This window comes from Shigella sp. FC1544 (assembly GCF_001722145.1).
Taxonomy (GTDB): Bacteria; Pseudomonadota; Gammaproteobacteria; order Enterobacterales; family Enterobacteriaceae; genus Escherichia; species Escherichia coli.
The window spans coordinates 1-25861 of the sequence record NZ_MECT01000377.1 but is presented as its reverse complement, the minus strand read 5'-3'; the positions used below and the strand labels follow the sequence as shown (position 1 = coordinate 25861).

Annotated in this window: 21 protein-coding genes, 3 pseudogenes and 1 other annotated feature; of the genes and pseudogenes, 12 read left to right on the top strand and 12 right to left on the bottom strand. The window is 51.7% G+C overall.

Translation table 11 applies throughout. The annotated features are described in order from the left end of the window. The 7 genes from BGK49_RS16670 to acrA all read right to left on the bottom strand — a co-directional run. Nucleotides 1-244 (bottom strand): transposase (locus BGK49_RS16670; protein WP_000567704.1); only part of this gene is annotated, 244 nt, incomplete at its 3' end. Between the two features lie 314 nt (nt 245-558). Then, nucleotides 559-1029 carry a YlaC family protein gene (locus BGK49_RS16665; protein WP_005039856.1) on the bottom strand — a complete coding sequence of 157 codons (471 nt, stop codon included), beginning with the start codon at nt 1027-1029 and terminating at the stop codon, nt 559-561. Between the two features lie 115 nt (nt 1030-1144). Next, nucleotides 1145-1696, bottom strand: coding sequence for a maltose O-acetyltransferase (gene maa / locus BGK49_RS16660; RefSeq protein WP_000102546.1), 552 nt, complete (start codon nt 1694-1696; stop codon nt 1145-1147). Nucleotides 1697-1867: 171 nt separating this feature from the next. Continuing rightward, complete coding sequence (locus BGK49_RS16655) at nt 1868-2086, bottom strand: HHA domain-containing protein (protein ID WP_001291435.1); 219 nt, start codon at nt 2084-2086, stop codon at nt 1868-1870. Nucleotides 2087-2111: 25 nt separating this feature from the next. Continuing rightward, a complete protein-coding gene (tomB, locus tag BGK49_RS16650) occupies nt 2112-2486 on the bottom strand; it encodes an Hha toxicity modulator TomB (RefSeq protein WP_000344809.1) in 375 nt (124 codons plus the stop codon). Nucleotides 2487-3031: 545 nt separating this feature from the next. Continuing rightward, nucleotides 3032-6181: an efflux RND transporter permease AcrB gene (acrB, locus tag BGK49_RS16645; protein WP_001132469.1), complete on the bottom strand. Its 3150-nt coding sequence runs from the start codon at nt 6179-6181 to the stop codon at nt 3032-3034. Nucleotides 6182-6203: 22 nt separating this feature from the next. Then, nucleotides 6204-7397, bottom strand: a complete 1194-nt coding sequence (acrA, locus tag BGK49_RS16640; protein WP_024258559.1) for a multidrug efflux RND transporter periplasmic adaptor subunit AcrA — start codon at nt 7395-7397, stop codon at nt 6204-6206. Nucleotides 7398-7538: 141 nt separating this feature from the next. On the opposite strand from acrA, the gene acrR reads away from it, so the two are divergent. Further along, complete coding sequence (gene acrR / locus BGK49_RS16635; RefSeq protein WP_000101737.1) at nt 7539-8186, top strand: multidrug efflux transporter transcriptional repressor AcrR; 648 nt, start codon at nt 7539-7541, stop codon at nt 8184-8186. A 127-nt stretch (nt 8187-8313) separates the two neighbouring features. Then, nucleotides 8314-11676: a mechanosensitive channel MscK gene (mscK, locus tag BGK49_RS16630; protein WP_000177709.1), complete on the top strand. Its 3363-nt coding sequence runs from the start codon at nt 8314-8316 to the stop codon at nt 11674-11676. Between the two features lie 211 nt (nt 11677-11887). Here the strand turns inward: mscK and rsmS are convergent, their stop codons facing one another. Beyond that, nucleotides 11888-12049 carry a pleiotropic regulatory protein RsmS gene (gene rsmS, locus BGK49_RS16620; RefSeq protein WP_000051146.1) on the bottom strand — a complete coding sequence of 54 codons (162 nt, stop codon included), beginning with the start codon at nt 12047-12049 and terminating at the stop codon, nt 11888-11890. Between the two features lie 13 nt (nt 12050-12062). Further along, complete coding sequence (gene priC, locus BGK49_RS16615) at nt 12063-12590, bottom strand: primosomal replication protein N'' (RefSeq protein WP_000844848.1); 528 nt, start codon at nt 12588-12590, stop codon at nt 12063-12065. Nucleotides 12591-12659: 69 nt separating this feature from the next. Between priC and BGK49_RS16610 the strand changes: the two are divergent. The 8 genes and pseudogenes from BGK49_RS16610 to hemH all read left to right on the top strand — a co-directional run bounded on the left by BGK49_RS16610 (nt 12660) and on the right by hemH (nt 20699). Next, nucleotides 12660-13046, top strand: a pseudogene (locus BGK49_RS16610) (DUF454 family protein). Nucleotides 13047-13198: 152 nt separating this feature from the next. Beyond that, the gene (gene apt / locus BGK49_RS16605; RefSeq protein ID WP_000127356.1) at nt 13199-13750 is read left to right on the top strand and encodes an adenine phosphoribosyltransferase; all 552 of its coding nucleotides are present in this window, start codon (nt 13199-13201) and stop codon (nt 13748-13750) included. Nucleotides 13751-13878: 128 nt separating this feature from the next. Then, nucleotides 13879-15809: pseudogene (dnaX, locus tag BGK49_RS16600) on the top strand (DNA polymerase III subunit gamma/tau). Further along, nucleotides 15143-15206: a sequence feature (DnaX frameshifting element), on the top strand. It overlaps the preceding pseudogene by 64 nt. Nucleotides 15810-15861: 52 nt before the next feature. Further along, nucleotides 15862-16191 (top strand): YbaB/EbfC family nucleoid-associated protein, encoded by a 330-nt coding sequence (locus tag BGK49_RS16595; protein WP_000467098.1) that lies wholly within the window; start codon nt 15862-15864, stop codon nt 16189-16191. Next, nucleotides 16191-16796, top strand: a complete 606-nt coding sequence (gene recR / locus BGK49_RS16590) for a recombination mediator RecR (RefSeq protein WP_001195025.1) — start codon at nt 16191-16193, stop codon at nt 16794-16796. The genes BGK49_RS16595 and recR overlap by 1 nt, the downstream gene beginning before the upstream one ends. Nucleotides 16797-16905: 109 nt before the next feature. Further along, nucleotides 16906-18780: a molecular chaperone HtpG gene (gene htpG, locus BGK49_RS16585; protein WP_000678201.1), complete on the top strand. Its 1875-nt coding sequence runs from the start codon at nt 16906-16908 to the stop codon at nt 18778-18780. Nucleotides 18781-18960: 180 nt separating this feature from the next. Further along, nucleotides 18961-19605, top strand: coding sequence for an adenylate kinase (adk, locus tag BGK49_RS16580; RefSeq protein ID WP_001220233.1), 645 nt, complete (start codon nt 18961-18963; stop codon nt 19603-19605). 131 nt (nt 19606-19736) lie between these two features. Next, entirely contained in the window at nt 19737-20699 is a 963-nt protein-coding gene (gene hemH / locus BGK49_RS16575; RefSeq protein WP_001250119.1) for a ferrochelatase, read from the top strand. Here hemH and aes read toward each other — a convergent pair. Next, on the bottom strand, nt 20696-21655 hold the full coding sequence (aes, locus tag BGK49_RS16570) for an acetyl esterase (protein ID WP_000801834.1): 960 nt from the start codon (nt 21653-21655) through the stop codon (nt 20696-20698). The genes hemH and aes overlap by 4 nt on opposite strands. Before the next feature lie 151 nt (nt 21656-21806). On the opposite strand from aes, the gene gsk reads away from it, so the two are divergent. Continuing rightward, the gene (gene gsk / locus BGK49_RS16565) at nt 21807-23111 is read left to right on the top strand and encodes an inosine/guanosine kinase (RefSeq protein ID WP_000671574.1); all 1305 of its coding nucleotides are present in this window, start codon (nt 21807-21809) and stop codon (nt 23109-23111) included. Between the two features lie 132 nt (nt 23112-23243). Here the strand turns inward: gsk and ybaL are convergent, their stop codons facing one another. Together ybaL and fsr are read right to left on the bottom strand one after the other, a co-directional pair. Continuing rightward, nucleotides 23244-24920, bottom strand: a complete 1677-nt coding sequence (gene ybaL, locus BGK49_RS16560) for a YbaL family putative K(+) efflux transporter (protein ID WP_000546228.1) — start codon at nt 24918-24920, stop codon at nt 23244-23246. 237 nt (nt 24921-25157) lie between these two features. After that, nucleotides 25158-25640: pseudogene (gene fsr / locus BGK49_RS16555) on the bottom strand (fosmidomycin MFS transporter); the annotation flags it as partial. A gap of 56 nt (nt 25641-25696) precedes the next feature. Between fsr and BGK49_RS27735 the strand changes: the two are divergent. Continuing rightward, on the top strand, nt 25697-25861 hold a 165-nt coding region (locus BGK49_RS27735; RefSeq protein WP_047664789.1), incomplete at its 3' end, for an IS1 family transposase.

The following is a 25861-nucleotide window of genomic DNA, read 5'->3' as shown; positions in this document are numbered from 1 at the left end:
CTTTAATCTGCTTCATGGCGGCAGCAAGTTCAGAGGCAGGAACAACCTGTTCTCCGGCGGCCACAGCAGTAAGACTTCCTTCCTGGTATTGCTTACGCCAGAGAAATAACTGGCTGGCTGCTACACCATGTTGCCGGGCAACGAGGGAGACCGTCATCCCCGGTTCAAAGCTCTGCTGAACAATTGCGATCTTTTCCTGTGTGGTACGCCGTCTGCGTTTCTCCGGCCCTAAGACATCAATCATCTGTACTCCAATGACTAGTCTAAAAACTAGTATTAAGACTATCACTTATTTAAGTGATACTGGTTGTCTGGAGATTCAGGGGGCCAGTCTACAGCAATACTGAAAGAATCAGTACTCCCGAAATAAGGCCGACTAGATGTCGTGTTCTCACCAGAATATCCTTATTAACACAGTGTAGGGAAAGTATATCTGATTGTGGAAAAAGGCTGGCAGGAGATAAGGAGGTAGAGCTGGTATTTCATGAAGTGATGGGTGGAAACGATCATTGTCATTTGACCAAGCGCAGAGCTTTACGCCTGGTATGTAACCCTAACTTAAGATGTTGATTCGGCGAGAGCGAGGGTAAAAATATCGTAAAAAGACAGTTCACCTTTACGGACGATCATTTTTTGCAGTTGTTCCTTATGAACATCCGCGACACGCGGAGAGTTCAAGATGGCTTCAACCAGCGCGGCAGGTACAAAGCGCGTGTTGTACCATTCGCCGTTATAGCAAACGCGGAAATCCAGCACGTCGATATCTTCATAGCGGTAGCGTGGGTAGACATCGAAAAAGAAGAAACCATTAAGCAGGATAAATAATACAACCAGTAGCCAGACAGAGCCTGACAGCGTTTCGGACTGCAACATCACCGCCAGGGTGGCAAAAAAAGCAACGTACATACCGATAAACAGCCCCGGATGTTTACGGATAAAACTGATACTAAAGCGGGGTTTGTTGTCGCGTTTTTCGCGGGTATTCAGAGACTCAATCGTTTCGGTCAGCAGGCGTTGTATTTCGGTCATCGTTTGCCTTCGTGGTATCTGCAACTTTCCAGGGAACACCCTATTTTAACGTGGGTATAGTAGAGGGGAAGTAACAGATCTACCACAATTTTGCATAACAGTTGCGAAAAACCGATTACAATTTTTTAATTATTCTGGCTGGATTACCGCCCACGACAACGTTGTCCGGGACACCTTTTGTGACAACTGCACCTGAAGCTACCACGACGTTATCACCAATGGTCACACCAGGGTTAATGACCGCGCGTCCGCCAATCCAGACGTTATTACCGATGGTGACGGGTTTCCCCAGTTCAGCACCGCTATTACGTGCTACAGGGTCGATGGGGTGTGTTGCCGTGTAGATATGAACGCCTGGTGCCAACATACAGTTATCACCGATGCGAATAGGGCAGACATCAAGCATCACGCAATCGAAGTTGGCGAAAAAATTATTGCCGAGAAAAATGTTATAGCCATAATCACAGCGAAACGTTGGCTCAATATAAGCCTCTGTCACCTGACCGAATAAATCAGCGAGAATTTGCTGGCGTAATGTGTGCTCTTCCGCCAGGGAATGATTGTATCGGTGAATAAGCTGACGAGCGCGCAGGCGATCGCAAGATAACGTCTCATCTGCCGAGCGATACAACTCACCAGCGATCATCTTTTCTTTTTCTGTGCTCATTACTGACCTCCGGTTGCTGAAAATGCGGCAACACAGTAAGACGAAAAGTCAGTGAACAGAACGTTCCCATTACATCTGTGTGATAAAGATCACATAGGGTATGTCTTCATGGTGAAAAAGTATAAAATTCTTAATAAACAGCCGGTTATAGCTCCGAAAGCGAATTATTTATTAGCGAATAAATTTCCATACTGAGGAAGGGATCTTGTCGTATAGTTTATTCATGGTCAATTCGGCGAGGCGGTGATCTGCGGCTGAGTAAAATACCGCCAGTTCATTATCTGATAATTCGTATTTATTTTTCTCGATAACACGCTCCAGCGTGTCAATTGTCTGGCAACGACGTAAACGCATTAAATAATCGGTTTTCGTTAAAGGTTTTTCGGACATACTTCTACCCATGGTTGTAATAATACTAACAAGATAAACTCGCAGGATTCTCTTTCGTCGCATTGACAAAACAACGGAATAGTCGATTACCTGACTTCCGCCATTTCTGAAGATCCTGCATATTAATACCATAACTACTGAACAACATAAAGGTGTCATCCAGATATTCGTCGATCTGCTCAATGAGCTTATTGTCTTCATTATACTTAATTTTGTAATTAAGTGCGAAGGTCGCAATATGCTCAATCAGTTCATTCAACTGGAGGTTGATCGCCGAGGTTGGGTCGTTAACCCAGCCATAATTGCTTTCTTCAAGGTTTGCAAGGCAGTCATGATACAGGGTTTCACAGAGAAACTTAAGCTGTGCGATATCATGTCTTTTGGGTGAGTATTCATCCATAACGCGTCCCCTTCTTAGCGGTTGAACTAACGGACACCTTTCGGGATGGAAAAAACTTACTGACCTGGACTTGCCCTCTCGTTTGTTAGCTTAACTATAAGCCACTCTTTGCAGGTTTTCATCGCATTATTACGAAAAATTACAATTAGGAAGGAATCGGGACAGGACTCACTTTTTCATACTAGCACTAACCCGCAGCAGGTAAAAGCAGTTTGCTCGAACTGTTCATAACATTTCAGGATTATCGCCAGATGAAATTGGTGACACTAATACCAGGATTGCTCTGAATATGACGTAATAACCGAGGAATGAATAAAGAATTACCGCAAATAATTAAGAATAGCCTCTAAATGATTATGGATTATTAAATCTATTAGCGCTACTTAATATAAATTAACTAACAATGAGTATTTTTTATGAATTTTATCCGTGGTTAATACTGGTTTTCGTATGAGATCCTGAGTTGGTGGTTCAATTACTCCTTAATGTTCGTAGGTTATGCATAAAAAAGGCCGCTTGCGCGGCCTTAGTGATTACACGTTGTATCAATGATGATCGACAGTATGGCTGTGCTCGATATCTTCATTCTTGCGGCTAAAGCGGCGGCGAACCACCACAAAGAATACCGGAACGAAGAAGATTGCCAGTACCGTTGCGGTCACCATCCCGCCCATTACACCGGTACCTACTGCGTTCTGCGCGCCGGAACCAGCACCAGTACTGATAACCAGCGGCATAACGCCGAGGATAAACGCCAGCGAGGTCATCAGGATCGGACGTAAACGCATCCGCACTGCATCAAGCGTCGCTTCAATCAGACCTTTACCTTCTTTATCCATCAAGTCTTTGGCGAATTCGACGATAAGTATCGCGTTCTTCGCCGACAACCCAATGGTTGTGAGCAGGCCTACCTGGAAGTAAACGTCATTGGTCAGGCCACGGAAGGTGGCAGCCAGCAACGCACCGATAACCCCCAGCGGAACGACCAGCATAACGGAGAACGGAATCGACCAGCTCTCGTACAGCGCCGCCAGACACAGGAATACGACAATCAACGAAATCGCGTACAGTGAAGGTGCCTGGTTGCCGGAGAGGCGTTCCTGATAGGACATCCCCGTCCAGTCATAGCCAACACCGGTAGGCAGTTTGCTCGCCAGTTGTTCCATTAGCTCCATTGCTTCACCGGTACTTTTACCCGGTGCCGCCTGGCCTAAGATTTCCATGGATGGCAGGCCATTGTAACGTTCCAGACGCGGCGAACCGTACTCCCAACGAGAAGAGGAGAATGCCGAGAACGGCACCATCTGACCATCAGCAGCACGAACATACCAGTCGCCGATATCATCCGGCAGCATACGGTATTTCGCTTCTGACATGACGTAAACTTTCTTCACACGACCGCGGTCGATAAAGTCGTTCACATAGCTACCGCCCCATGCAGCGCCCAGAGTGGTGTTAATGTCGTTGATAGAAACACCCAGCGCCTGCGCTTTTTCCTGGTCGATATCAATCTTAAACTGCGGGGTATCTTCCAGACCGTTTGGACGTACGCTGGTCAACATATCAGGATGCTTTGCTGCTTCTGCAAGCAGCTGGTTACGCGCCTGAGTCAGTTTTTCGTGACCAAGGCCAGCCTGGTCAATCAGCTCAAAGTCAAAGCCGGTTGCAGTACCCAGTTCCACGATTGCGGGCAGGTTAAAGGCGAAAACCATCGCATCTTTGATTTGCGAGAAAGCGCGTGTTGCACGCATGGTAATCGCTTCAACTTTGTTTTCTTCGCCCGGACGATCGGCCCAGTCCTTCAAGGAAACGAACGCAATACCGGTATTCTGACCACGTCCCGCAAAGCCGAAGCCGTTAACGGCGAACACCGACTCAACGTTGTTCTTTTCTTTGGTCAGATAGTAATGCGTTACCTCATTGAGCACTTTCTGCGTACGTTCCTGCGTTGCACCTGCTGGCAGCTGAACCATGGTCATAAATACGCCCTGGTCCTCATCTGGCAAGAAGGAGCTTGGCAGACGCACGAACAGATAGGCCATGCCGACCACGATGATCAGATACAGCACCAGGTAACGCCCCGTACTGCGCAGAATACCGCCTACGCTGTCGGTGTAGTGGTGCGTGCTCTTCTCGAACATGCGGTTAAACCAGCCGAAGAAGCCTTTTTTACCTTCCCCGTGATCGCCTTTGGCAATCGGTTTCAGCATGGTGGCACAAAGAGCCGGAGTCAGGATCAACGCTACCAGTACCGACAGCGCCATTGCTGAAACAATGGTAATAGAGAACTGACGATAGATAGCACCAGTAGAACCGCCAAAGAAGGCCATCGGTACGAATACCGCTGACAGTACCATCGCGATACCGACCAGAGCGCCCTGAATCTGCCCCATCGACTTACGGGTAGCTTCTTTTGGCGGCAAACCTTCTTCCGCCATAACACGCTCCACGTTTTCTACCACAACGATAGCGTCATCCACCAACAAGCCGATGGCGAGCACCATCCCGAACATTGTTAGCGTGTTTATCGAGAAGCCAAAGGCGGCAAGGACGGCAAAGGTCCCGAGCAATACCACCGGTACGGCAATGGTCGGAATCAACGTCGCGCGGAAGTTCTGCAGGAACAGATACATAACCAGGAACACGAGGATGATCGCTTCGACCAGCGTTTTAACCACTTCGTGAATAGAGATTTTCACGAACGGCGTGGTGTCGTACGGGTAAACAATTTTCAGACCCGACGGGAAGAACGGTTCCATCTTCGCCAGTTCAGCACGGATTGCCGCAGCGGTATCCAGCGCATTTGCACCGGTCGCCAGCTTGATCCCCAGACCGGAAGCCGGTTGGCCGTTAAACTCTGCGATGATGTCGTAGTTCTCACCACCCAGCTCAATCTTCGCCACATCACGCAGCAGGACGCGGGAACCATCCTGATTCACTTTCAGCAGGATTTTGCCGAACTCTTCAGTAGAGGTCAGACGCGTCTGAGCAATAATAGAGGCGTTAAGCTGTTGGCCTTTCACCGGCGGCGTACCACCGAGCTGACCCGCCGCAACCTGGGCGTTCTGCGCTTTGATGGCGGTAATGACATCAACCGGCGTTAGCTGGAATTTGTTCAGCTCATTCGGGTTCATCCAGATACGCATCGCGTACTGTGAACCGAACAACTGAACATCACCCACGCCCGACGTACGGCTGATGGCATCTTTCATATTCGCCGCTACGTAGTCAGAGATATCCTCCTGCGTCATGGTGCCATCGGTGTTGATAACGCCGACAACCATCAGGAAGCTGCTGGATGATTTCTCAACGCTCACCCCTTGCTGCTGAACTTCTTGCGGCAGCAACGGCATCGCCAGCTGCAGTTTGTTCTGCACCTGAACCTGCGCGATATCCGCATCAGTACCAGACTCAAAGGTCAGGGTGATCTGCACGGTACCCGTGGAGTCACTGTTAGAGGACATGTACATCAGGTTATCGATACCGTTCATATTCTGTTCGATAACCTGTGTCACCGTGTCCTGCACTGTTTTCGCATCAGCGCCGGGGTAGGAGGCGGAGATCGTTACTGCCGGCGGTGCAATCGTAGGATATTGCGCCACCGGCAGTTTGAGGATCGCCAGCCCCCCTGCCAACATGATGATAATGGCGATCACCCACGCAAAAATCGGGCGATCGATAAAGAAATTAGGCATGTCTTAACGGCTCCTGTTTAAGTTAAGACTTGGACTGTTCAGGCTGAGCACCGCTTGCGGCTTGCTGGTTATTATCAGCGGTAACTTCTTGTGCTTTTACCTGGACACCAGGACGCACTTTCTGCAGCCCACTTATTACTACGCGATCGCCTGCTTTCAGACCTTCTGTCACCAGCCACTTATCGCCAATAGCCTGGCTTGCAACGATCGGACGGGTTTCCACTTTGTCATCCGCGCCAACTACCAGTACGGTGGCATCACCACGCGGCGTACGGGTTACGCCCTGTTGCGGGACTAAAATAGCGTTTGGATTAAGCCCTTCTTCCAGACGTGCGCGCACGAACATACCCGGCAGCAGAGTGTGATCCGGGTTCGGGAAGATAGCGCGTAGGGTGATAGACCCAGTGGTCTGATCAACGGTAACGTCAGAGAATTCCAGCGTACCGTCCTGCGGGAACTTAATGCCGTCACTGGTGATCAGCGACACTTTGGCTTTGCCGTTCTCTTGTTTCAGCGTGCCATTCGCCAGTTCCTGTTTCAGGCGCAGGAAGTCGTTGCTGGACTGGGTCACATCAACGTAGATCGGATCAAGTTGCTGCACGGTTGCCAGCGCAGTCGCCTGACCGTTCTGTACCAATGCGCCTTCCGTCACGTTCGACTTACCAATGCGACCGCTAATCGGAGCGGTGACTTTGGTGTAAGCCAGATTGATCCGCGCAGTTTCAACGGCAGCTTTCGCCGCAGTTACCGCAGCATTCGCCTGTTGCGCATCAGCCAGAGCCTGATCGTACTCTTGCTTACTGATGTACTGAGTACCGAGCAGTTTCTGATAACGATTCACCGTCAATTGCGCGATATTGGCTGCAGCCTGGGCTTTCGCCAGATCACCTTTCGCACTGTCGTATGTCGCCTGATAGGTCGCAGGATCAATCTGATAGAGAGAGACACCAGCTTCGATGTCGCTACCTTCTTTGAAATTACGCTTCAGGATAATCCCGCTAACTTGAGGACGAACTTCTGCGATCCGGTAGGCACTGGTGCGACCCGGAAGCTCGGTTGTGATCTGCAGAGGTTCAGTTTTGACTGTTACTACGCCAACGGCGGGCATCTGCTGGCCACCTTGTTGGGCCTGTTTGTCGTCACATCCTGTTAGGGCTAAGCTGCCTGAGAGCATCAGAACGACCGCCAGAGGCGTAAACCCTCTGTTTTTGTTCATATGTAAACCTCGAGTGTCCGATTTCAAATTGGTCAATGGTCAAAAGTTAATAAACCCATTGCTGCGTTTATATTATCGTCGTGCTATGGTACATACATTCACAAATGTATGTAAATCTAACGCCTGTAAATTCACGAACATATGGCACGAAAAACCAAACAAGAAGCGCAAGAAACGCGCCAACACATCCTCGATGTGGCTCTACGTCTTTTCTCACAGCAGGGGGTATCATCCACCTCGCTGGGTGAGATTGCAAAAGCAGCTGGCGTTACGCGCGGTGCAATCTACTGGCATTTTAAAGACAAGTCGGATTTGTTCAGTGAGATCTGGGAACTGTCAGAATCCAATATTGGTGAACTAGAGCTTGAGTATCAGGCAAAATTCCCTGGCGATCCACTCTCAGTATTAAGAGAGATATTAATTCATGTTCTTGAATCCACGGTGACAGAAGAACGACGTCGATTATTGATGGAGATTATATTCCACAAATGCGAATTTGTCGGAGAAATGGCTGTTGTGCAACAGGCACAACGTAATCTCTGTCTGGAAAGTTATGACCGTATAGAACAAACGTTAAAACATTGTATTGAAGCGAAAATGTTGCCTGCGGATTTAATGACGCGTCGGGCAGCAATTATTATGCGCGGCTATATTTCCGGCCTGATGGAAAACTGGCTCTTTGCCCCGCAATCTTTTGATCTTAAAAAAGAAGCCCGCGATTACGTCGCCATCTTACTGGAGATGTATCTCCTGTGCCCCACGCTTCGTAATCCTGCCACTAACGAATAACCCTGAATCTGACTCCAGGATTTTTCCTGGACATTTTCGTCGTTGCTATTCTGGTTCACTGCGTCGTGATATTCTTGCGGTTTGACTTTTTCAGGTCGTTCTTCAGGTTCAGAAACCTTCATTCATCATGACTATGTTCCAGTATTACAAACGATCACGGCATTTTGTTTTTTCAGCATTTATTGCTTTTGTTTTTGTCTTGTTATGCCAGAACACGGCGTTTGCGCGGGCGTCATCGAATGGTGATCTGCCGACAAAAGCGGACCTGCAGGCGCAACTTGACTCACTAAATAAACAAAAAGATCTTTCTGCTCAGGACAAACTGGAGCAGCAGGATCTGACAGATACATTAGCCACCCTCGATAAAATCGATCGCATAAAAGAAGAGACAGTTCAGCTACGGCAAAAAGTCGCTGAAGCGCCGGAAAAAATGCGCCAGGCGACCGCGGCGTTAACAGCACTTAGCGATGTCGATAACGACGAAGAAACGCGCAAAATTCTGAGTACGCTTTCGTTGCGCCAGCTGGAAACTCGCGTTGCCCAGGCGCTGGACGATTTGCAAAACGCACAAAACGATCTGGCGTCTTATAACAGCCAGCTGGTTTCGTTACAGACGCAGCCCGAACGCGTGCAAAATGCGATGTATAACGCTTCGCAGCAGCTGCAACAAATTCGCAGTCGTCTGGATGGGACTGATGTCGGCGAGACTGCCTTACGTCCCAGCCAGAAAGTGTTAATGCAGGCTCAGCAGGCGTTGCTGAATGCGGAGATTGACCAGCAGCGTAAAAGCCTGGAAGGGAACACCGTCTTGCAGGATACCTTGCAAAAGCAACGTGATTACGTGACGGCGAACAGCGCCCGTCTGGAGCACCAGTTGCAGCTGTTGCAAGAAGCGGTAAACAGCAAGCGCCTGACTTTAACTGAAAAAACGGCGCAGGAAGCCGTCTCCCCGGATGAAGCCGCGCGTATTCAGGCTAATCCGCTGGTGAAACAGGAACTGGAAATTAACCAGCAGTTAAGTCAGCGTCTGATTACCGCGACTGAAAACGGTAATCAGTTGATGCAGCAAAACATTAAAGTCAAAAACTGGCTGGAGCGGGCGCTGCAATCGGAACGCAATATTAAAGAGCAGATTGCCGTCCTGAAGGGCAGCCTGCTGTTGTCTCGTATCCTTTACCAGCAACAACAAACGCTGCCCTCGGCGGATGAACTGGAAAACATGACCAACCGCATCGCGGATTTGCGTCTCGAACAGTTTGAAGTTAACCAGCAGCGTGATGCACTCTTCCAGAGCGATGCGTTCGTCAACAAACTGGAAGAAGGTCACACCAACGAAGTCAACAGCGAAGTTCACGATGCGTTATTGCAAGTGGTTGATATGCGTCGCGAATTGCTGGATCAACTCAACAAACAGTTGGGTAACCAGCTGATGATGGCCATTAACCTGCAAATCAACCAGCAGCAGTTAATGAGCGTATCGAAAAACCTGAAATCCATCCTGACTCAGCAAATCTTTTGGGTGAACAGTAACCGTCCAATGGACTGGGACTGGATCAAAGCGTTCCCGCAAAGCCTGAAAGATGAATTTAAGTCGATGAAAATCACGGTGAACTGGGAAAAAGCCTGGCCTGCCGTTTTTATCGCTTTCCTCGCCGGTTTGCCGCTGCTGTTGATTGCCGGGCTGATCCACTGGCGTCTGGGCTGGCTGAAAGCGTATCAACAAAAACTGGCTTCCGCTGTGGGTTCCCTGCGTAACGATAGCCAGCTTAACACACCAAAAGCGATCCTTATCGACCTGATCCGCGCGCTGCCGGTGTGCCTGATTATTCTCGCGGTTGGCCTGATTCTGTTGACCATGCAGCTCAACATCAGCGAACTGCTATGGTCGTTCAGCAAAAAACTGGCGATTTTCTGGCTGGTGTTTGGCCTGTGCTGGAAGGTACTGGAGAAGAACGGCGTTGCCGTGCGTCACTTCGGCATGCCGGAACAGCAGACCAGCCACTGGCGTCGGCAAATTGTCCGCATCAGTCTCGCATTGCTGCCTATCCATTTCTGGTCTGTGGTGGCAGAACTTTCCCCGCTGCATCTGATGGATGATGTGCTGGGGCAAGCGATGATTTTCTTCAACCTGCTGCTGATTGCCTTCCTGGTATGGCCAATGTGCCGCGAAAGCTGGCGTGATAAAGAGTCGCACACCATGCGACTGGTCACCATTACCGTGCTGTCGATTATCCCGATTGCATTGATGGTGCTGACTGCCACGGGTTATTTCTACACCACGCTGCGCCTCTCCGGGCGTTGGATTGAAACCGTTTATCTGGTGATCATCTGGAACTTGCTCTACCAGACGGTATTGCGCGGCTTAAGCGTAGCGGCGCGGCGTATCGCCTGGCGTCGTGCGCTGGCGCGTCGGCAGAATCTGGTGAAAGAGGGCGCAGAAGGTGCCGAACCGCCGGAAGAACCCACCATTGCACTGGAACAGGTTAACCAGCAGACGCTGCGTATTACCATGTTGCTGATGTTTGCGCTGTTCGGTGTCATGTTCTGGGCAATTTGGTCCGATTTGATCACCGTGTTCAGCTATCTCGACAGCATTACGCTCTGGCATTACAACGGTACTGAAGCTGGCGCTGCGGTGGTGAAAAACGTCACCATGGGCAGTCTGTTGTTTGCGATTATCGCCTCAATGGTGGCCTGGGCGTTGATTCGCAACCTGCCTGGTTTGCTGGAAGTGCTGGTGCTCTCGCGACTGAATATGCGCCAGGGCGCGTCGTATGCCATTACTACCATCCTTAACTACATCATTATTGCCGTTGGTGCGATGACGGTGTTCGGATCGCTGGGCGTCTCTTGGGATAAACTCCAGTGGCTGGCGGCAGCATTATCCGTAGGTCTTGGTTTTGGTTTACAAGAAATTTTCGGTAACTTCGTCTCCGGTTTGATCATTCTGTTCGAACGTCCGGTGCGTATTGGCGATACGGTAACCATTGGTAGCTTCTCGGGGACGGTAAGTAAGATCCGTATTCGTGCGACAACGATTACCGATTTCGATCGCAAAGAAGTGATCATCCCGAACAAAGCGTTTGTTACCGAGCGTCTGATCAACTGGTCGTTGACTGACACTACTACGCGTCTGGTGATCCGTCTCGGCGTGGCCTATGGCTCCGATCTGGAAAAAGTGCGTAAAGTGTTACTGAAGGCGGCGACTGAGCACCCAAGGGTGATGCACGAACCAATGCCGGAAGTCTTCTTTACGGCGTTTGGTGCCAGCACGTTGGATCATGAGCTGCGTCTGTATGTGCGTGAACTGCGTGACCGTAGTCGTACTGTCGATGAGCTGAACCGTACTATCGATCAGCTGTGCCGTGAAAACGACATCAACATTGCCTTTAACCAGCTTGAAGTGCATCTGCACAACGAGAAGGGCGATGAGGTGACGGAAGTAAAACGCGACTACAAAGGCGATGACCCGACGCCAGCGGTAGGGTAATAACCAAAGGGGGCGACATTTAGTTGCCCCGAGATTACTGACAAAGTGCGCGTTGTTCATGCCGGATGCGGCGTGACCGCCTTATCCGGCCTACGAAACCGCAAGAATTCAATGTATTGCAGGAGCGGTGTAGGCCTGATAAGCGTAGCGCATCAGGCAGTTTTGCGTTTGCCCACAATCTTAGGGGACATTTAGCGGCCCCATTTATTTCTCACTTTTCCGCCTCATCATCGCGCGTTAATTTCTTTTCATAATCGCGTTTTACAATATCCAGCGCGCGCAGCACGGTGCGGGCTGGGATCTGATTTTCTTCCAGCAGCACAATCAAATCGACAGCCAGTTTGACATCGTCAGGGGCATTTTCCAGTGACATACTCTCTCCATTGCTAGCGGGTTAAGCGCGCTAGCCTGTTTTCGATTTTTTCCAGCGCATGGCGGCAGCGTGCCAGGCGCGCTTCATAGGCTTCCACTTCACGATGCAGCGTTTGCTGTTCCACGAGATCGGTCACCCGCGCCAGGCGGGCTCTGCGTTCGGCAACCATCTCACGTAGCCGCCGCTCAAAATCCTGATGCTGAATACGTTTACGCTGCCAGCGGGCAATTTTCGGTGGCGCACTGTCCCACTCGCGCAATGACCAGGCGGAGGCTTCACGCGCGATGGCTTCCAGTTGTGCCGCCAGATGTTCCGCCAGCCAGGCCACTTGCGGCAGCTGTTGCTGCTCAACTGCATGACGAAGCGCAGCCAGATTATCGCCCGCCTCATCGAGACAAGCCTGCAGTGTTGTCGCACGGGTTTGAAAAAGGTGTCTGTCAAAACGGGCACTTAGCGTGGCAAATTGCGCTACCGGGGCACAACGCTGACGCAGCGTAGCGAGCTGTCCTTCCAGTTTTTCCAGCAGCAGGGCGGTTTTCACGATAAGACCTCAATGAAAATGATAATTGTTATGCTAAAGTAGCCACTCTGTAAGCTGACAACACTCAATATGCAACGAATCATTTTAATCATCATTGGCTGGCTGGCGGTAGTGCTGGGTACGCTGGGCGTGGTATTACCGGTATTACCGGTATTACCGACGACGCCGTTTATCCTGCTGGCGGCCTGGTGCTTTGCCCGTTCTTCCCCGCGCTTTCACGCCTGGTTGCTGTACCGCTGATGGTTTGGCAGCTATCTACGTTTCTGGCAGAAACATCATGCGATGCCGCGCGGCGTCAAACCGCGGGCGATTTTGCTTATTTTGCTCACGTTTGCCATTTCTCTGTGGTTCGTCCAGATGCCATGGGTGCGCATCATGTTGCTGGTAATTCTCGCCTGTTTGCTTTTCTATATGTGGCGAATTCCGGTGATTGATGAAAAGCAAGAAAAGCACTGAAGCACAACAATCGCAGTTGCAATTATTGCGTACAGCCAGTACATTCTGGCGTTTTCGAGCACAGGCGCAGGCGGTCAAAGGTTAAACAACTGTTACTTTTGATACGTTTAAAACGCGCCGTGAGTACCACCGTAACAAGCAGGCATACACTTATGACCGCGACTGCACAGCAGCTTGAGTATCTCAAAAATAGCATCAAAAGCATTCAGGACTACCCAAAACCCGGCATTCTTTTCCGCGATGTCACCAGCTTACTGGAAGACCCGAAAGCTTACGCTCTCAGCATCGACTTGCTGGTTGAGCGTTACAAAAATGCGGGCATTACCAAAGTTGTCGGCACCGAAGCGCGTGGCTTCTTGTTTGGCGCTCCGGTAGCTCTGGGTCTGGGCGTTGGCTTTGTACCGGTCCGTAAACCGGGCAAACTGCCGCGTGAAACCATCAGTGAAACTTACGACCTGGAATACGGCACCGATCAGCTGGAGATCCACGTTGATGCCATCAAACCGGGCGACAAAGTTCTGGTGGTGGACGATCTGCTGGCAACCGGCGGCACTATCGAAGCGACCGTTAAACTGATCCGTCGTCTGGGTGGTGAAGTGGCTGACGCTGCGTTCATTATCAACCTGTTCGATCTCGGCGGCGAACAGCGTCTCGAAAAACAGGGCATTACCAGCTACAGCCTTGTCCCGTTCCCGGGCCATTAATTATCGCCAGTCTTGTGCTGCCCACGCTACGGACAGCACAAGATGTGCATTCAGCCTCGCCGTTCTGACGGGGCTGTGTTAGCATTACCCCTTCGTGAATCCACCTTCCTGCGTTTCAGAGCCTGCCAATGAGTTATCAGGTCTTAGCCCGAAAATGGCGCCCACAAACCTTTGCTGACGTCGTCGGCCAGGAACATGTGCTGACCGCACTGGCGAACGGCTTGTCGTTAGGGCGTATTCATCATGCTTATCTTTTTTCCGGTACCCGTGGCGTCGGAAAAACCTCTATCGCCCGACTGCTGGCGAAGGGGCTAAACTGCGAAACCGGCATTACCGCGACGCCGTGCGGCGTGTGCGATAACTGTCGTGAAATCGAGCAGGGGCGCTTTGTCGATCTGATTGAAATCGACGCCGCCTCGCGCACCAAAGTTGAAGATACCCGCGACCTGCTGGATAACGTCCAGTACGCTCCGGCGCGTGGTCGTTTCAAAGTTTATCTGATCGACGAAGTGCATATGCTGTCGCGCCACAGCTTTAACGCACTGTTAAAAACCCTTGAAGAGCCGCCGGAGCACGTTAAGTTTCTGCTGGCGACGACCGATCCACAGAAATTGCCGGTGACGATTTTGTCGCGCTGTTTGCAATTTCATCTCAAGGCGCTGGATGTCGAGCAAATTCGCCATCAACTTGAGCACATCCTCAACGAAGAACATATCGCTCACGAGCCGCGGGCGTTGCAATTGCTGGCGCGCGCCGCTGAAGGCAGCCTGCGAGATGCCTTAAGTCTGACCGACCAGGCGATTGCCAGCGGTGACGGCCAGGTTTCAACCCAGGCAGTCAGTGCGATGCTGGGTACGCTTGATGACGATCAGGCGCTGTCGCTGGTTGAAGCGATGGTCGAGGCCAACGGCGAGCGCGTAATGGCGCTGATTAATGAAGCCGCTGCCCGTGGTATCGAGTGGGAAGCGTTGCTGGTGGAAATGCTCGGCCTGTTGCATCGTATTGCGATGGTACAACTTTCGCCTGCTGCACTTGGCAACGACATGGCCGCCATTGAGCTGCGGATGCGTGAACTGGCGCGCACCATACCGCCGACGGATATTCAGCTTTACTATCAGACGCTGTTGATTGGTCGCAAAGAATTACCGTATGCGCCGGACCGCCGCATGGGCGTTGAGATGACGCTGCTGCGCGCGCTGGCGTTCCATCCACGTATGCCTCTGCCTGAGCCAGAAGTGCCGCGCCAGTCCTTTGCACCCGTCGCGCCAACGGCAGTAATGACGCCAACCCAGGTGCCGCCGCAACCGCAATCAGCGCCGCAGCAGGCACCGACTGTACCGCTCCCGGAAACCACCAGCCAGGTGCTGGCGGCGCGCCAGCAGTTGCAGCGCGTGCAGGGAGCAACCAAAGCAAAAAAGAGTGAACCGGCAGCCGCTACCCGCGCGCGGCCGTGAATAACGCTGCGCTGGAAAGACTGGCTTCGGTCACCGATCGCGTTCAGGCGCGTCCGGTGCCATCGGCGCTGGAAAAAGCGCCAGCCAAAAAAGAAGCGTATCGCTGGAAGGCGACCACTCCGGTGATGCAGCAAAAAGAAGTGGTCGCCACGCCGAAGGCGCTGAAAAAAGCGCTGGAACATGAAAAAACGCCGGAACTGGCGGCGAAGCTAGCGGCAGAAGCCATTGAGCGCGACCCGTGGGCGGCACAGGTGAGTCAACTTTCGCTACCAAAACTGGTCGAACAGGTGGCCTTAAATGCCTGGAAAGAGGAGAGCGACAACGCAGTATGTCTGCATTTGCGCTCCTCTCAGCGGCATTTGAACAACCGCGGTGCGCAGCAAAAACTGGCTGAAGCGTTGAGCACGTTAAAAGGTTCAACGGTTGAACTGACTATCGTTGAAGATGATAATCCCGCGGTGCGTACGCCGCTGGAATGGCGTCAGGCGATATACGAAGAAAAACTTGCGCAGGCGCGCGAGTCCATTATTGCGGATAATAATATTCAGACCCTGCGTCGGTTCTTCGATGCGGAGCTGGATGAAGAAAGTATCCGCCCCATTTGATCGTAAGCACAGCTTACGTTCGTCATCCTTAACGTGATTGAGAGAGAAACCTATGTTTGGTAAAGGCGGTCTGGGTAACCTGATGAAGCAAGCCCAGCAGATGCAAGAAAAAATGCAGAAAATGCAGGAAGAGATCGCGCAGCTGGAAGTCACCGGCGAATCTGGCGCAGGTCTGGTAAAAGTGACCATCAACGGTGCACACAACTGCCGTCGCGTAGAGATCGACCCGAGCCTGCTGGAAGACGACAAAGAGATGCTGGAAGACCTGGTGGCTGCAGCATTCAACGACGCAGCACGTCGTATTGAAGAAACGCAGAAAGAAAAAATGGCCTCTGTATCCTCCGGAATGCAGCTGCCGCCTGGCTTTAAGATGCCGTTCTGATGCAAACCAGCCCGCTGTTAACACAGCTTATGGAAGCACTGCGCTGTCTGCCGGGCGTTGGCCCGAAGTCGGCGCAGCGTATGGCGTTCACGCTGCTTCAGCGCGATCGTAGCGGCGGGATGCGTCTGGCGCAGGCGCTCACCCGGGCGATGTCGGAAATCGGCCACTGCGCCGATTGCCGCACTTTCACCGAACAGGAAGTCTGTAACATCTGTTCGAATCCGCGTCGTCAGGAAAACGGTCAAATCTGTGTGGTGGAGAGTCCGGCGGACATCTACGCCATTGAGCAGACGGGGCAGTTTTCTGGTCGTTATTTTGTGTTGATGGGGCATCTGTCACCGCTGGACGGCATCGGTCCGGATGATATCGGGCTTGATCGTCTGGAACAGCGTCTGGCAGAGGAAAAAATCACTGAAGTGATCCTCGCCACCAATCCCACGGTTGAAGGTGAAGCTACCGCTAACTACATTGCCGAGCTTTGCGCGCAATATGACGTGGAAGCCAGCCGAATCGCTCATGGCGTACCGGTTGGCGGCGAACTGGAAATGGTCGATGGCACCACGCTGTCACACTCCCTTGCCGGGCGTCATAAGATTCGTTTTTAAGCAAACGAGAGCAGGATCACCTGCTCTCGCTTGAAATTATTCTCCCTTGTCCCCATCTCTCCCTCATCCTGTTTTTAACCTTAAAATGGCATTATTGAGGTAGACCTACATGAAAGGACAAGAAACTCGTGGTTTTCAGTCAGAAGTGAAACAGCTTCTGCACCTGATGATCCATTCTCTCTATTCCAATAAAGAAATCTTCCTGCGTGAGCTTATCTCTAACGCCTCCGATGCGGCGGACAAGCTGCGTTTCCGTGCGCTATCTAACCCGGACCTGTACGAAGGTGATGGCGAACTGCGCGTTCGTGTCTCTTTCGATAAAGACAAGCGCACGCTGACCATCTCCGATAACGGCGTGGGGATGACCCGCGACGAAGTGATTGACCATCTGGGGACTATCGCTAAATCCGGTACCAAATCATTCCTCGAATCCCTGGGTTCTGACCAGGCGAAAGACAGCCAGCTGATCGGTCAGTTTGGTGTTGGTTTCTACTCTGCGTTTATCGTGGCCGACAAAGTGACTGTGCGTACTCGCGCGGCAGGCGAAAAACCAGAAAACGGCGTCTTCTGGGAATCGGCTGGCGAAGGTGAATATACCGTTGCCGACATCACCAAAGAAGATCGTGGTACTGAAATCACCCTGCATCTGCGTGAAGGCGAAGACGAGTTCCTCGATGACTGGCGCGTGCGTTCCATCATCAGCAAATACTCCGACCATATCGCGCTGCCGGTAGAGATCGAAAAACGCGAAGAGAAAGACGGCGAAACCGTTATCTCCTGGGAGAAAATCAACAAAGCGCAGGCGCTGTGGACTCGTAACAAGTCGGAAATCACCGATGAAGAGTACAAAGAGTTCTACAAACACATCGCCCACGACTTTAATGATCCGCTGACCTGGAGCCACAACCGCGTTGAAGGTAAGCAGGAGTACACCAGCCTGCTGTACATCCCGTCCCAGGCTCCGTGGGATATGTGGAACCGTGATCATAAACACGGCCTGAAACTGTACGTCCAGCGTGTGTTCATCATGGACGACGCAGAACAGTTCATGCCGAACTATCTGCGCTTCGTGCGTGGTCTGATTGACTCCAGCGATCTGCCGCTGAACGTTTCCCGTGAAATCCTCCAGGACAGCACGGTAACGCGTAACCTGCGCAATGCGCTGACCAAGCGTGTGCTGCAAATGCTGGAAAAACTGGCGAAAGACGACGCGGAAAAATACCAGACCTTCTGGCAACAGTTTGGCCTGGTACTGAAAGAAGGTCCGGCGGAAGATTTCGCTAACCAGGAAGCGATCGCCAAACTGCTGCGTTTTGCTTCTACCCATACCGATTCTTCTGCGCAGACCGTATCTCTGGAAGACTACGTTTCCCGCATGAAAGAAGGGCAGGAGAAAATCTACTACATCACCGCAGACAGCTATGCGGCAGCGAAGAGCAGCCCGCACCTGGAACTGCTGCGTAAGAAAGGCATCGAAGTTCTGCTGCTTTCCGACCGCATCGATGAGTGGATGATGAACTATCTGACTGAGTTCGACGGTAAACCGTTCCAGTCGGTGTCTAAAGTTGACGAGTCGCTGGAAAAACTGGCTGACGAAGTTGATGAGAGCGCGAAAGAAGCGGAGAAAGCACTGACTCCGTTCATCGACCGTGTGAAAGCCTTGCTCGGCGAGCGCGTGAAAGATGTCCGTCTGACTCACCGTCTGACCGATACGCCAGCGATCGTTTCGACCGACGCGGACGAAATGAGCACTCAGATGGCGAAACTGTTCGCTGCGGCGGGCCAGAAAGTGCCAGAAGTGAAATACATCTTCGAACTGAACCCGGATCACGTACTGGTGAAACGTGCGGCAGATACTGAAGATGAAGCGAAGTTCAGCGAGTGGGTAGAACTGCTGCTGGATCAGGCGCTGCTGGCAGAACGCGGCACGCTGGAAGATCCGAACCTGTTTATTCGTCGTATGAACCAGCTGCTGGTTTCCTGATGTCATGCCGGATGACCTTTGTGTCATCCGGCATTTTTCTTTTCATCATCTGCACTTTCCGCAAATTATCTCGCCATTAACCGTTTCAGCCTCAGGTGCCTTTCTTGAGGCAATCGCCTGTTGGTGGTATCGTTTATCGCTTTTTCAAAAAATTCGACACATTTTAAGGGGATTTTCGCAATGCGTATCATTCTGCTTGGCGCTCCGGGCGCGGGGAAAGGGACTCAGGCTCAGTTCATCATGGAGAAATATGGTATTCCGCAAATCTCCACTGGCGATATGCTGCGTGCTGCGGTCAAATCTGGCTCCGAGCTGGGTAAACAAGCAAAAGACATTATGGATGCTGGCAAACTGGTCACCGACGAACTGGTGATCGCGCTGGTTAAAGAGCGCATTGCTCAGGAAGACTGCCGTAATGGTTTCCTGTTGGACGGCTTCCCGCGTACCATTCCGCAGGCAGACGCGATGAAAGAAGCGGGCATCAATGTTGATTACGTTCTGGAATTCGACGTACCGGACGAACTGATTGTTGATCGTATCGTAGGCCGCCGCGTTCATGCGCCGTCTGGTCGTGTTTATCACGTTAAATTCAATCCGCCGAAAGTAGAAGGCAAAGACGACGTTACCGGTGAAGAACTGACTACCCGTAAAGACGATCAGGAAGAAACCGTACGTAAACGTCTGGTTGAATACCATCAGATGACTGCACCGCTGATCGGCTACTACTCCAAAGAAGCGGAAGCGGGTAACACCAAATACGCGAAAGTTGACGGCACCAAGCCGGTTGCTGAAGTTCGCGCTGATCTGGAAAAAATCCTCGGCTAATCAAGCCGCAGCAGATCTGCTTTCGGGCAGGTCTGCTCATCCACCTCAGGCAATACCTCTCACAGCAATTAGTTCTTCTTCCTCACTTTTCCGCTACAATTATCAACAAGTTGAATCGATAAGAGGCGGTAATGCGTCAGACTAAAACCGGTATCCTGCTGGCAAACCTGGGTACGCCCGATGCCCCCACACCTGAAGCGGTAAAACGCTATCTGAAACAATTTTTAAGCGACAGACGCGTGGTTGATACCTCACGGTTGTTATGGTGGCCATTGCTGCGCGGCGTTATTTTGCCGCTGCGCTCGCCGCGTGTGGCGAAGCTGTATGCCTCTGTCTGGATGGAAGGTGGCTCGCCGCTGATGGTTTACAGCCGCCAGCAACAGCAGGCGCTGGCACAACGTTTACCGGAGACGCCCGTAGCGCTGGGAATGAGCTACGGCTCGCCATCACTGGAAAGCGCCGTCGATGAACTCCTGGCAGAGCATGTAGATCATATTGTGGTGATGCCGCTTTATCCGCAATTCTCCTGTTCTACGGTCGGTGCGGTATGGGATGAACTGGCACGCATTCTGGCGCGCAAACGTAGCATTCCGGGGATATCGTTTATTCGTGATTACGCCGATAACCACGATTACATTAATGCACTGGCGAACAGCGTACGCGCTTCTTTTGCCAAACATGGCGAACCGGATCTGCTGCTGCTCTCTTATCATGGCATTCCCCAGCGTTATGCAGATGAAGGCGATGATTACCCGCAACGTTGCCGCACAACGACTCGCGAACTGGCTTCCGCACTGGGGATGGCACCGGAAAAAGTGATGATGACCTTTCAGTCGCGCTTTGGCCGGGAACCCTGGCTGATGCCTTATACCGACGAAACGCTGAAAATGCTCGGAGAAAAAGGCGTAGGTCATATACAGGTGATGTGCCCGGGCTTTGCTGCGGATTGTCTGGAGACGCTGGAAGAGATTGCCGAGCAAAACCGTGAGGTCTTCCTCGGTGCCGGCGGGAAAAAATATGAATATATTCCAGCGCTTAATGCCACGCCAGAACATATCGAAATGATGGCTAATCTTGTTGCCGCGTATCGCTAAAGCTGAGCGGTAAAGAACTGAGCGCCGTCGCGAAGAGCCTCGTCGGCGGTTTTCATCATTCGTGAATAATGCAAAAAGGCATGCAGCGTACCTGGGTAGAGTTTGAACTCACAGGGCTGCTGATGCGCCGCTAACGTCTGGTAAAGCAGACGGCTGTCATCCAGCCGCGGATCGAACTCCGCCCCGGCAATAAAACAGGGCGGAACTTCGCGAGTGAGATCATTATTAAACAGACAGTAATACGGTGACTCGCGGTCCGCGTCGTTGCTTAAATACGCCTCTTCATACATCTGCAAATCCTGTTGCGTTAAGCCATCCCAGACACCGCCCAACAGACGACGAGTCACGGAATCCCGTAATCCGTAAAGCCCATACCACAGCAAAACACCCGCAATTTTACCGCAATCGATCTGTTTATCACGCAACCACAACGCACTGGCGAGCGCCAGCATGGCACCTGCGGAATCACCGGCAAAGCCAATGCGGGACATATTGATTTGATAATCCTCCGCCTGCTGGTGGAAATAACAACAAGCAGCCACAATTTCCTCTATCGCTTGCGGAAAACGCGCTTCAGGTGAAAGGGGGTAATCAATACCAATCACCGTACATTGGCTGTAGCTTGCCAGCAGGCGCATGATGCGATCGTGGGTATCGAGATTGCCGAGAATAAAACCGCCTCCATGCAAATAAAATAGCGTCGCCGGGCTATCTGGCTGCGGACAAAAGAGACGTGTTTCCACCTGCCCATATTTTGTTGGAACCATGTAAGCTCTGGTTGCCATTTCTGGAGCGCCCGCATTCCAGAATCGGCGCTCAAGCGTGTAATACTGTCGTTGCTCAGCAATCGTTCCCGTTGCGGGCCAGGACGGTAAATCCGGCTGAAGAGTATTCACAACGGTCTTCATTTCAGCAGAAATAAGGTCCAGAACAGGTAGTTTGTTTTCCGGCTTCATACAAAAACTCCTTTCAAATTACGTCATTGTAAGGAACCACTGCCATGAAAATGCGATCCCGCCTGCTGATATTGAAACTGGCTGCGTCTCGCGCGCTCCCGTCAGATTGTGTTAACATTCGCCGCTCAGTTAACCACCCGTAAAAACAACCATGAAATTTCCCGGTAAACGTAAATCCAAACATTACTTCCCTGTAAATGCACGCGATCCGCTGCTTCAGCAATTCCAGCCAGAAAACGAAACCAGCGCCGCCTGGGTCGTAGGTATTGACCAGACGCTGGTCGATATTGAAGCGAAAGTGGATGATGAATTCATTGAGCGTTATGGATTAAGCGCCGGGCATTCACTGGTGATTGAGGATGACGTAGCCGAAGCGCTTTATCAGGAGCTAAAACAGAAAAACCTGATTACCCATCAGTTTGCGGGTGGCACCATTGGTAACACCATGCACAACTACTCGGTGCTCGCGGACGACCGTTCGGTGCTGCTGGGCGTCATGTGCAGCAATATTGAAATTGGCAGTTATGCCTATCGTTACCTGTGTAACACTTCCAGCCGTACCGATCTTAACTATCTACAAGGCGTGGATGGCCCGATTGGTCGTTGCTTTACGCTGATTGGCGAGTCCGGGGAACGTACCTTTGCTATCAGTCCAGGCCACATGAACCAGCTGCGGGCTGAAAGCATTCCGGAAGATGTGATTGCCGGAGCCTCGGCACTGGTTCTCACCTCTTATCTGGTGCGTTGCAAACCGGGTGAACCCATGCCGGAAGCAACCATGAAAGCCATTGAGTACGCGAAGAAATATAACGTACCGGTGGTGCTGACGCTGGGCACCAAGTTTGTCATTGCCGAGAATCCGCAGTGGTGGCAGCAATTCCTCAAAGATCACGTCTCTATCCTTGCGATGAACGAAGATGAAGCCGAAGCGTTGACCGGAGAAAGCGATCCGTTGTTGGCATCTGACAAGGCGCTGGACTGGGTAGATCTGGTGCTGTGCACCGCCGGGCCAATCGGCTTGTATATGGCGGGCTTTACCGAAGACGAAGCGAAACGTAAAACCCAGCATCCGCTGCTGCCGGGCGCTATAGCGGAATTCAACCAGTATGAGTTTAGCCGCGCCATGCGCCACAAGGATTGCCAGAATCCGCTGCGTGTATATTCGCACATTGCGCCGTACATGGGCGGGCCGGAAAAAATCATGAACACTAATGGAGCGGGGGATGGCGCATTGGCAGCGTTGCTGCATGACATTACCGCCAACAGCTACCATCGTAGCAACGTACCAAACTCCAGCAAACATAAATTCACCTGGTTAACTTATTCATCGTTAGCGCAGGTGTGTAAATATGCTAACCGTGTGAGCTATCAGGTACTGAACCAGCATTCACCTCGTTTAACGCGCGGCTTGCCGGAGCGTGAAGACAGCCTGGAAGAGTCTTACTGGGATCGTTAAGTTATCGTCGGTTCGTAGGCCAGATAAGGCGTTCACGCCGCATCTGGCATTTGGCTCTCGATGCCTGATGCGACGCTGGCGCGTCTTATCATGCCTACATATTTTTCATATTTTACATCCGGCAACCACCGTTTACCCCGTCACCACCTCACCCGCCGGTGGCGTTTCCAGCAGTTCCAGCATGGTACGGGCGATTTCACGCTCGCCCATCACTACCTGATTCGCACCACGTTCGGTGATATACGCCACTTCATCGTCATAATGGGCGCGGGCAATAATCTCAATATCCGGATTTTTCGCGCGGGCAGATGCCACAATCTCACCCGCTTCATAACCGTTGGGAATCGTCAGGATCAGCCATTTTGCACATTCCAGATGCGCCAGTTGCATAATTTCTTCGTTCGCCGCATTGCCCAATACTGCGCGGACCCCGCGCTCTCGCAGCTCATCAACACGGGTTCGTGACGTCTCAATCACCACCAGCGGAATATCAGAGGCGAGCAATTTCTCCCCCAGCAGGCTGCCTACACGACCGTAACCCACCAGTAGCGCATGGTTGCAAATATCCACTGGGATCTGCTTCTCTTCTTCGATTGCCTCTTCCAGCGTCTGCTCTTCCAGCGTTTCGGTCTTCGCCAGATATTTCTCCAGTAGTGCGAACAGTACCGGGTTGAGCATAATCGACAGGATCGCCCCTGCCAGTACCAGGTTTTGTCCGGCCTGCGGCAGTAAATTCAATGCCATTCCCAGTCCCGCCAGGATAAACGCGAACTCACCAATCTGCGCCAGGCTGGCGGCGATGGTTAATGCCGTACGTTGGGAGTGACCAAACAGTCGCACCAGGAAAAATGCGGCTAACGACTTACCAAACAGAATAATCGCCAGCGTCGCCAGCACTGCCAGCGGTTGCTGAATCAGAATTAACGGATCAAACAACATCCCGACGGAGACAAAAAACAGCACCGCAAACGCGTCGCGCAATGGCAGCGTATCGTGGGCGGCACGGTGACTCAGTTCAGACTCGTTCAGTACCATCCCGGCAAAGAACGCACCGAGTGCAAAGGAGACATCAAACAGCTCTACCGCACCAAAGGCAATCCCTAACGCCAGCGCCAGCACCGACAGGGTAAACAGCTCGCGAGAACCGGTTGCCGCGCTGCGTGCCATAATCCACGGCACCAGACGGCGACCTACCAGCATCATAATGGCGATAAATGCGATCACTTTGCCGATGGTGATCCCCATATCGACTGCAAGAGTGGCAAAGCCCACATCGCCCTGTTCCATCATTCCTGCCACTGCGGGCAGCAACACCAGCGTCAGAACCATTACCAGGTCTTCCACAATCAACCAACCGATGGCGATTTGCCCACGCTGACTGTCAATTAATTGCCGTTCTTCAAGTGCGCGCAGTAACACCACGGTACTGGCGGTGGAAAGACATAAACCGAACACGATACCGGTCATTAACGACCAGCCCAGCACGGCAGAGAGCGCCATACCCAGCAGCGTCGCCACGGCTATCTGGGCGATCGCACCGGGAATGGCGATGGCCTTTACCGCCATCAAATCCTTCAGCGAAAAGTGCAAACCGACGCCAAACATCAACAGAATGACGCCCAGTTCAGCCAGTTCCGGCGCAAGCTTGGTATCGGCAACAAAGCCCGGAGTGAATGGTCCTGCCAGCACACCCGCTAACAGATATCCCACCAGAGGAGAAATACGTAGTTTATTGGCCAGCATGCCGAGGATAAAGGCGAGCACAAGGCCGCCAACAATGGTGGTGATAAGCGGGGTGGCGTGATGCATTCCGTCTCCTTTTCCTGGTGGTTATTGTCCATTTTTGGCCGGGAAAACCAAAATTACAGGTAATAGTTTATGACAATTTCATTGATGATGTTCATGAATAATTATTGAATTTTGCAGAAAAATGGAATTTGCTGCAAAAAAAGCATGGATCGGAAAACAGAAGGCGGTTTAACAGAGGAAAGGCTTATGGCGACTGTAAAACGATGCAGCCAAAGTTTGCCTTTGGCTGCAATGAAATCAGTCTTTATGCCGGTTATCAGGCAGGAATATGGTCAACATCCCCAATAGTGGCAGGAAAGCACAGATTTTATAGACTAACTCGATTCTGGTGTGATCGGCGATAAGCCCCAGAACTGCCGCTCCCAGACCTCCCATGCCAAAAGCAAAACCGAAAAAGAGTCCAGAAACCATACCGATACGTCCCGGAAGTAGCTCCTGAGCGTAGACCAGAATGGCAGAGAATGCCGAAGCGAGGATAAATCCAATAATCACCGTTAAAACCCCCGTCCAGTGCAGGCTGGCGTAGGGTAAAATCAGCGTAAACGGCTCAACGCCGAGGATAGAGCCCCAAATCACATATTTCCGTCCAATTTTATCCCCTACAGGCCCGCCGATCACCGTACCTGCCGCAACGGCAAACAGGAAGGCAAACAGATGAAGCTGGGCATTCTGGATAGATAATCCGAATTTTTGCATCAGATAAAAGGTGTAATAGCTGCTGGGTAATGCTGCCAACTTACTGATTTAGTGTATGATGGTGATTTTAAGGTGCTTGCGTGGCTTCCATTTCCATCAGATGTCCTTCCTGCTCCGCTACTGAAGGCGTGGTGCGTAACGGCAAAAGCACTGCCGGACATCAGCGCTATCTCTGCTCTCATTGCCGTAAAACATGGCAACTACAGTTCACTTACACCGCCTCTCAGCCCGGTACGCACCAGAAA

What these genes read in the sequence shown, in the direction of transcription:
- BGK49_RS16665 (WP_005039856.1), bottom strand. Translation starts at nt 1,029, where the DNA reads ATGACCGAAATACAACGCCTGCTGACCGAAACGATTGAGTCTCTGAAT.
- maa (WP_000102546.1), bottom strand. Translation starts at nt 1,696, where the DNA reads ATGAGCACAGAAAAAGAAAAGATGATCGCTGGTGAGTTGTATCGCTCG.
- BGK49_RS16655 (WP_001291435.1), bottom strand. Translation starts at nt 2,086, where the DNA reads ATGTCCGAAAAACCTTTAACGAAAACCGATTATTTAATGCGTTTACGT.
- tomB (WP_000344809.1), bottom strand. Translation starts at nt 2,486, where the DNA reads ATGGATGAATACTCACCCAAAAGACATGATATCGCACAGCTTAAGTTT.
- acrB (WP_001132469.1), bottom strand. Translation starts at nt 6,181, where the DNA reads ATGCCTAATTTCTTTATCGATCGCCCGATTTTTGCGTGGGTGATCGCC.
- acrA (WP_024258559.1), bottom strand. Translation starts at nt 7,397, where the DNA reads ATGAACAAAAACAGAGGGTTTACGCCTCTGGCGGTCGTTCTGATGCTC.
- acrR (WP_000101737.1), top strand. Translation starts at nt 7,539, where the DNA reads ATGGCACGAAAAACCAAACAAGAAGCGCAAGAAACGCGCCAACACATC.
- mscK (WP_000177709.1), top strand. Translation starts at nt 8,314, where the DNA reads ATGACTATGTTCCAGTATTACAAACGATCACGGCATTTTGTTTTTTCA.
- rsmS (WP_000051146.1), bottom strand. Translation starts at nt 12,049, where the DNA reads ATGTCACTGGAAAATGCCCCTGACGATGTCAAACTGGCTGTCGATTTG.
- apt (WP_000127356.1), top strand. Translation starts at nt 13,199, where the DNA reads ATGACCGCGACTGCACAGCAGCTTGAGTATCTCAAAAATAGCATCAAA.
- BGK49_RS16595 (WP_000467098.1), top strand. Translation starts at nt 15,862, where the DNA reads ATGTTTGGTAAAGGCGGTCTGGGTAACCTGATGAAGCAAGCCCAGCAG.
- recR (WP_001195025.1), top strand. Translation starts at nt 16,191, where the DNA reads ATGCAAACCAGCCCGCTGTTAACACAGCTTATGGAAGCACTGCGCTGT.
- htpG (WP_000678201.1), top strand. Translation starts at nt 16,906, where the DNA reads ATGAAAGGACAAGAAACTCGTGGTTTTCAGTCAGAAGTGAAACAGCTT.
- adk (WP_001220233.1), top strand. Translation starts at nt 18,961, where the DNA reads ATGCGTATCATTCTGCTTGGCGCTCCGGGCGCGGGGAAAGGGACTCAG.
- hemH (WP_001250119.1), top strand. Translation starts at nt 19,737, where the DNA reads ATGCGTCAGACTAAAACCGGTATCCTGCTGGCAAACCTGGGTACGCCC.
- aes (WP_000801834.1), bottom strand. Translation starts at nt 21,655, where the DNA reads ATGAAGCCGGAAAACAAACTACCTGTTCTGGACCTTATTTCTGCTGAA.
- gsk (WP_000671574.1), top strand. Translation starts at nt 21,807, where the DNA reads ATGAAATTTCCCGGTAAACGTAAATCCAAACATTACTTCCCTGTAAAT.
- ybaL (WP_000546228.1), bottom strand. Translation starts at nt 24,920, where the DNA reads ATGCATCACGCCACCCCGCTTATCACCACCATTGTTGGCGGCCTTGTG.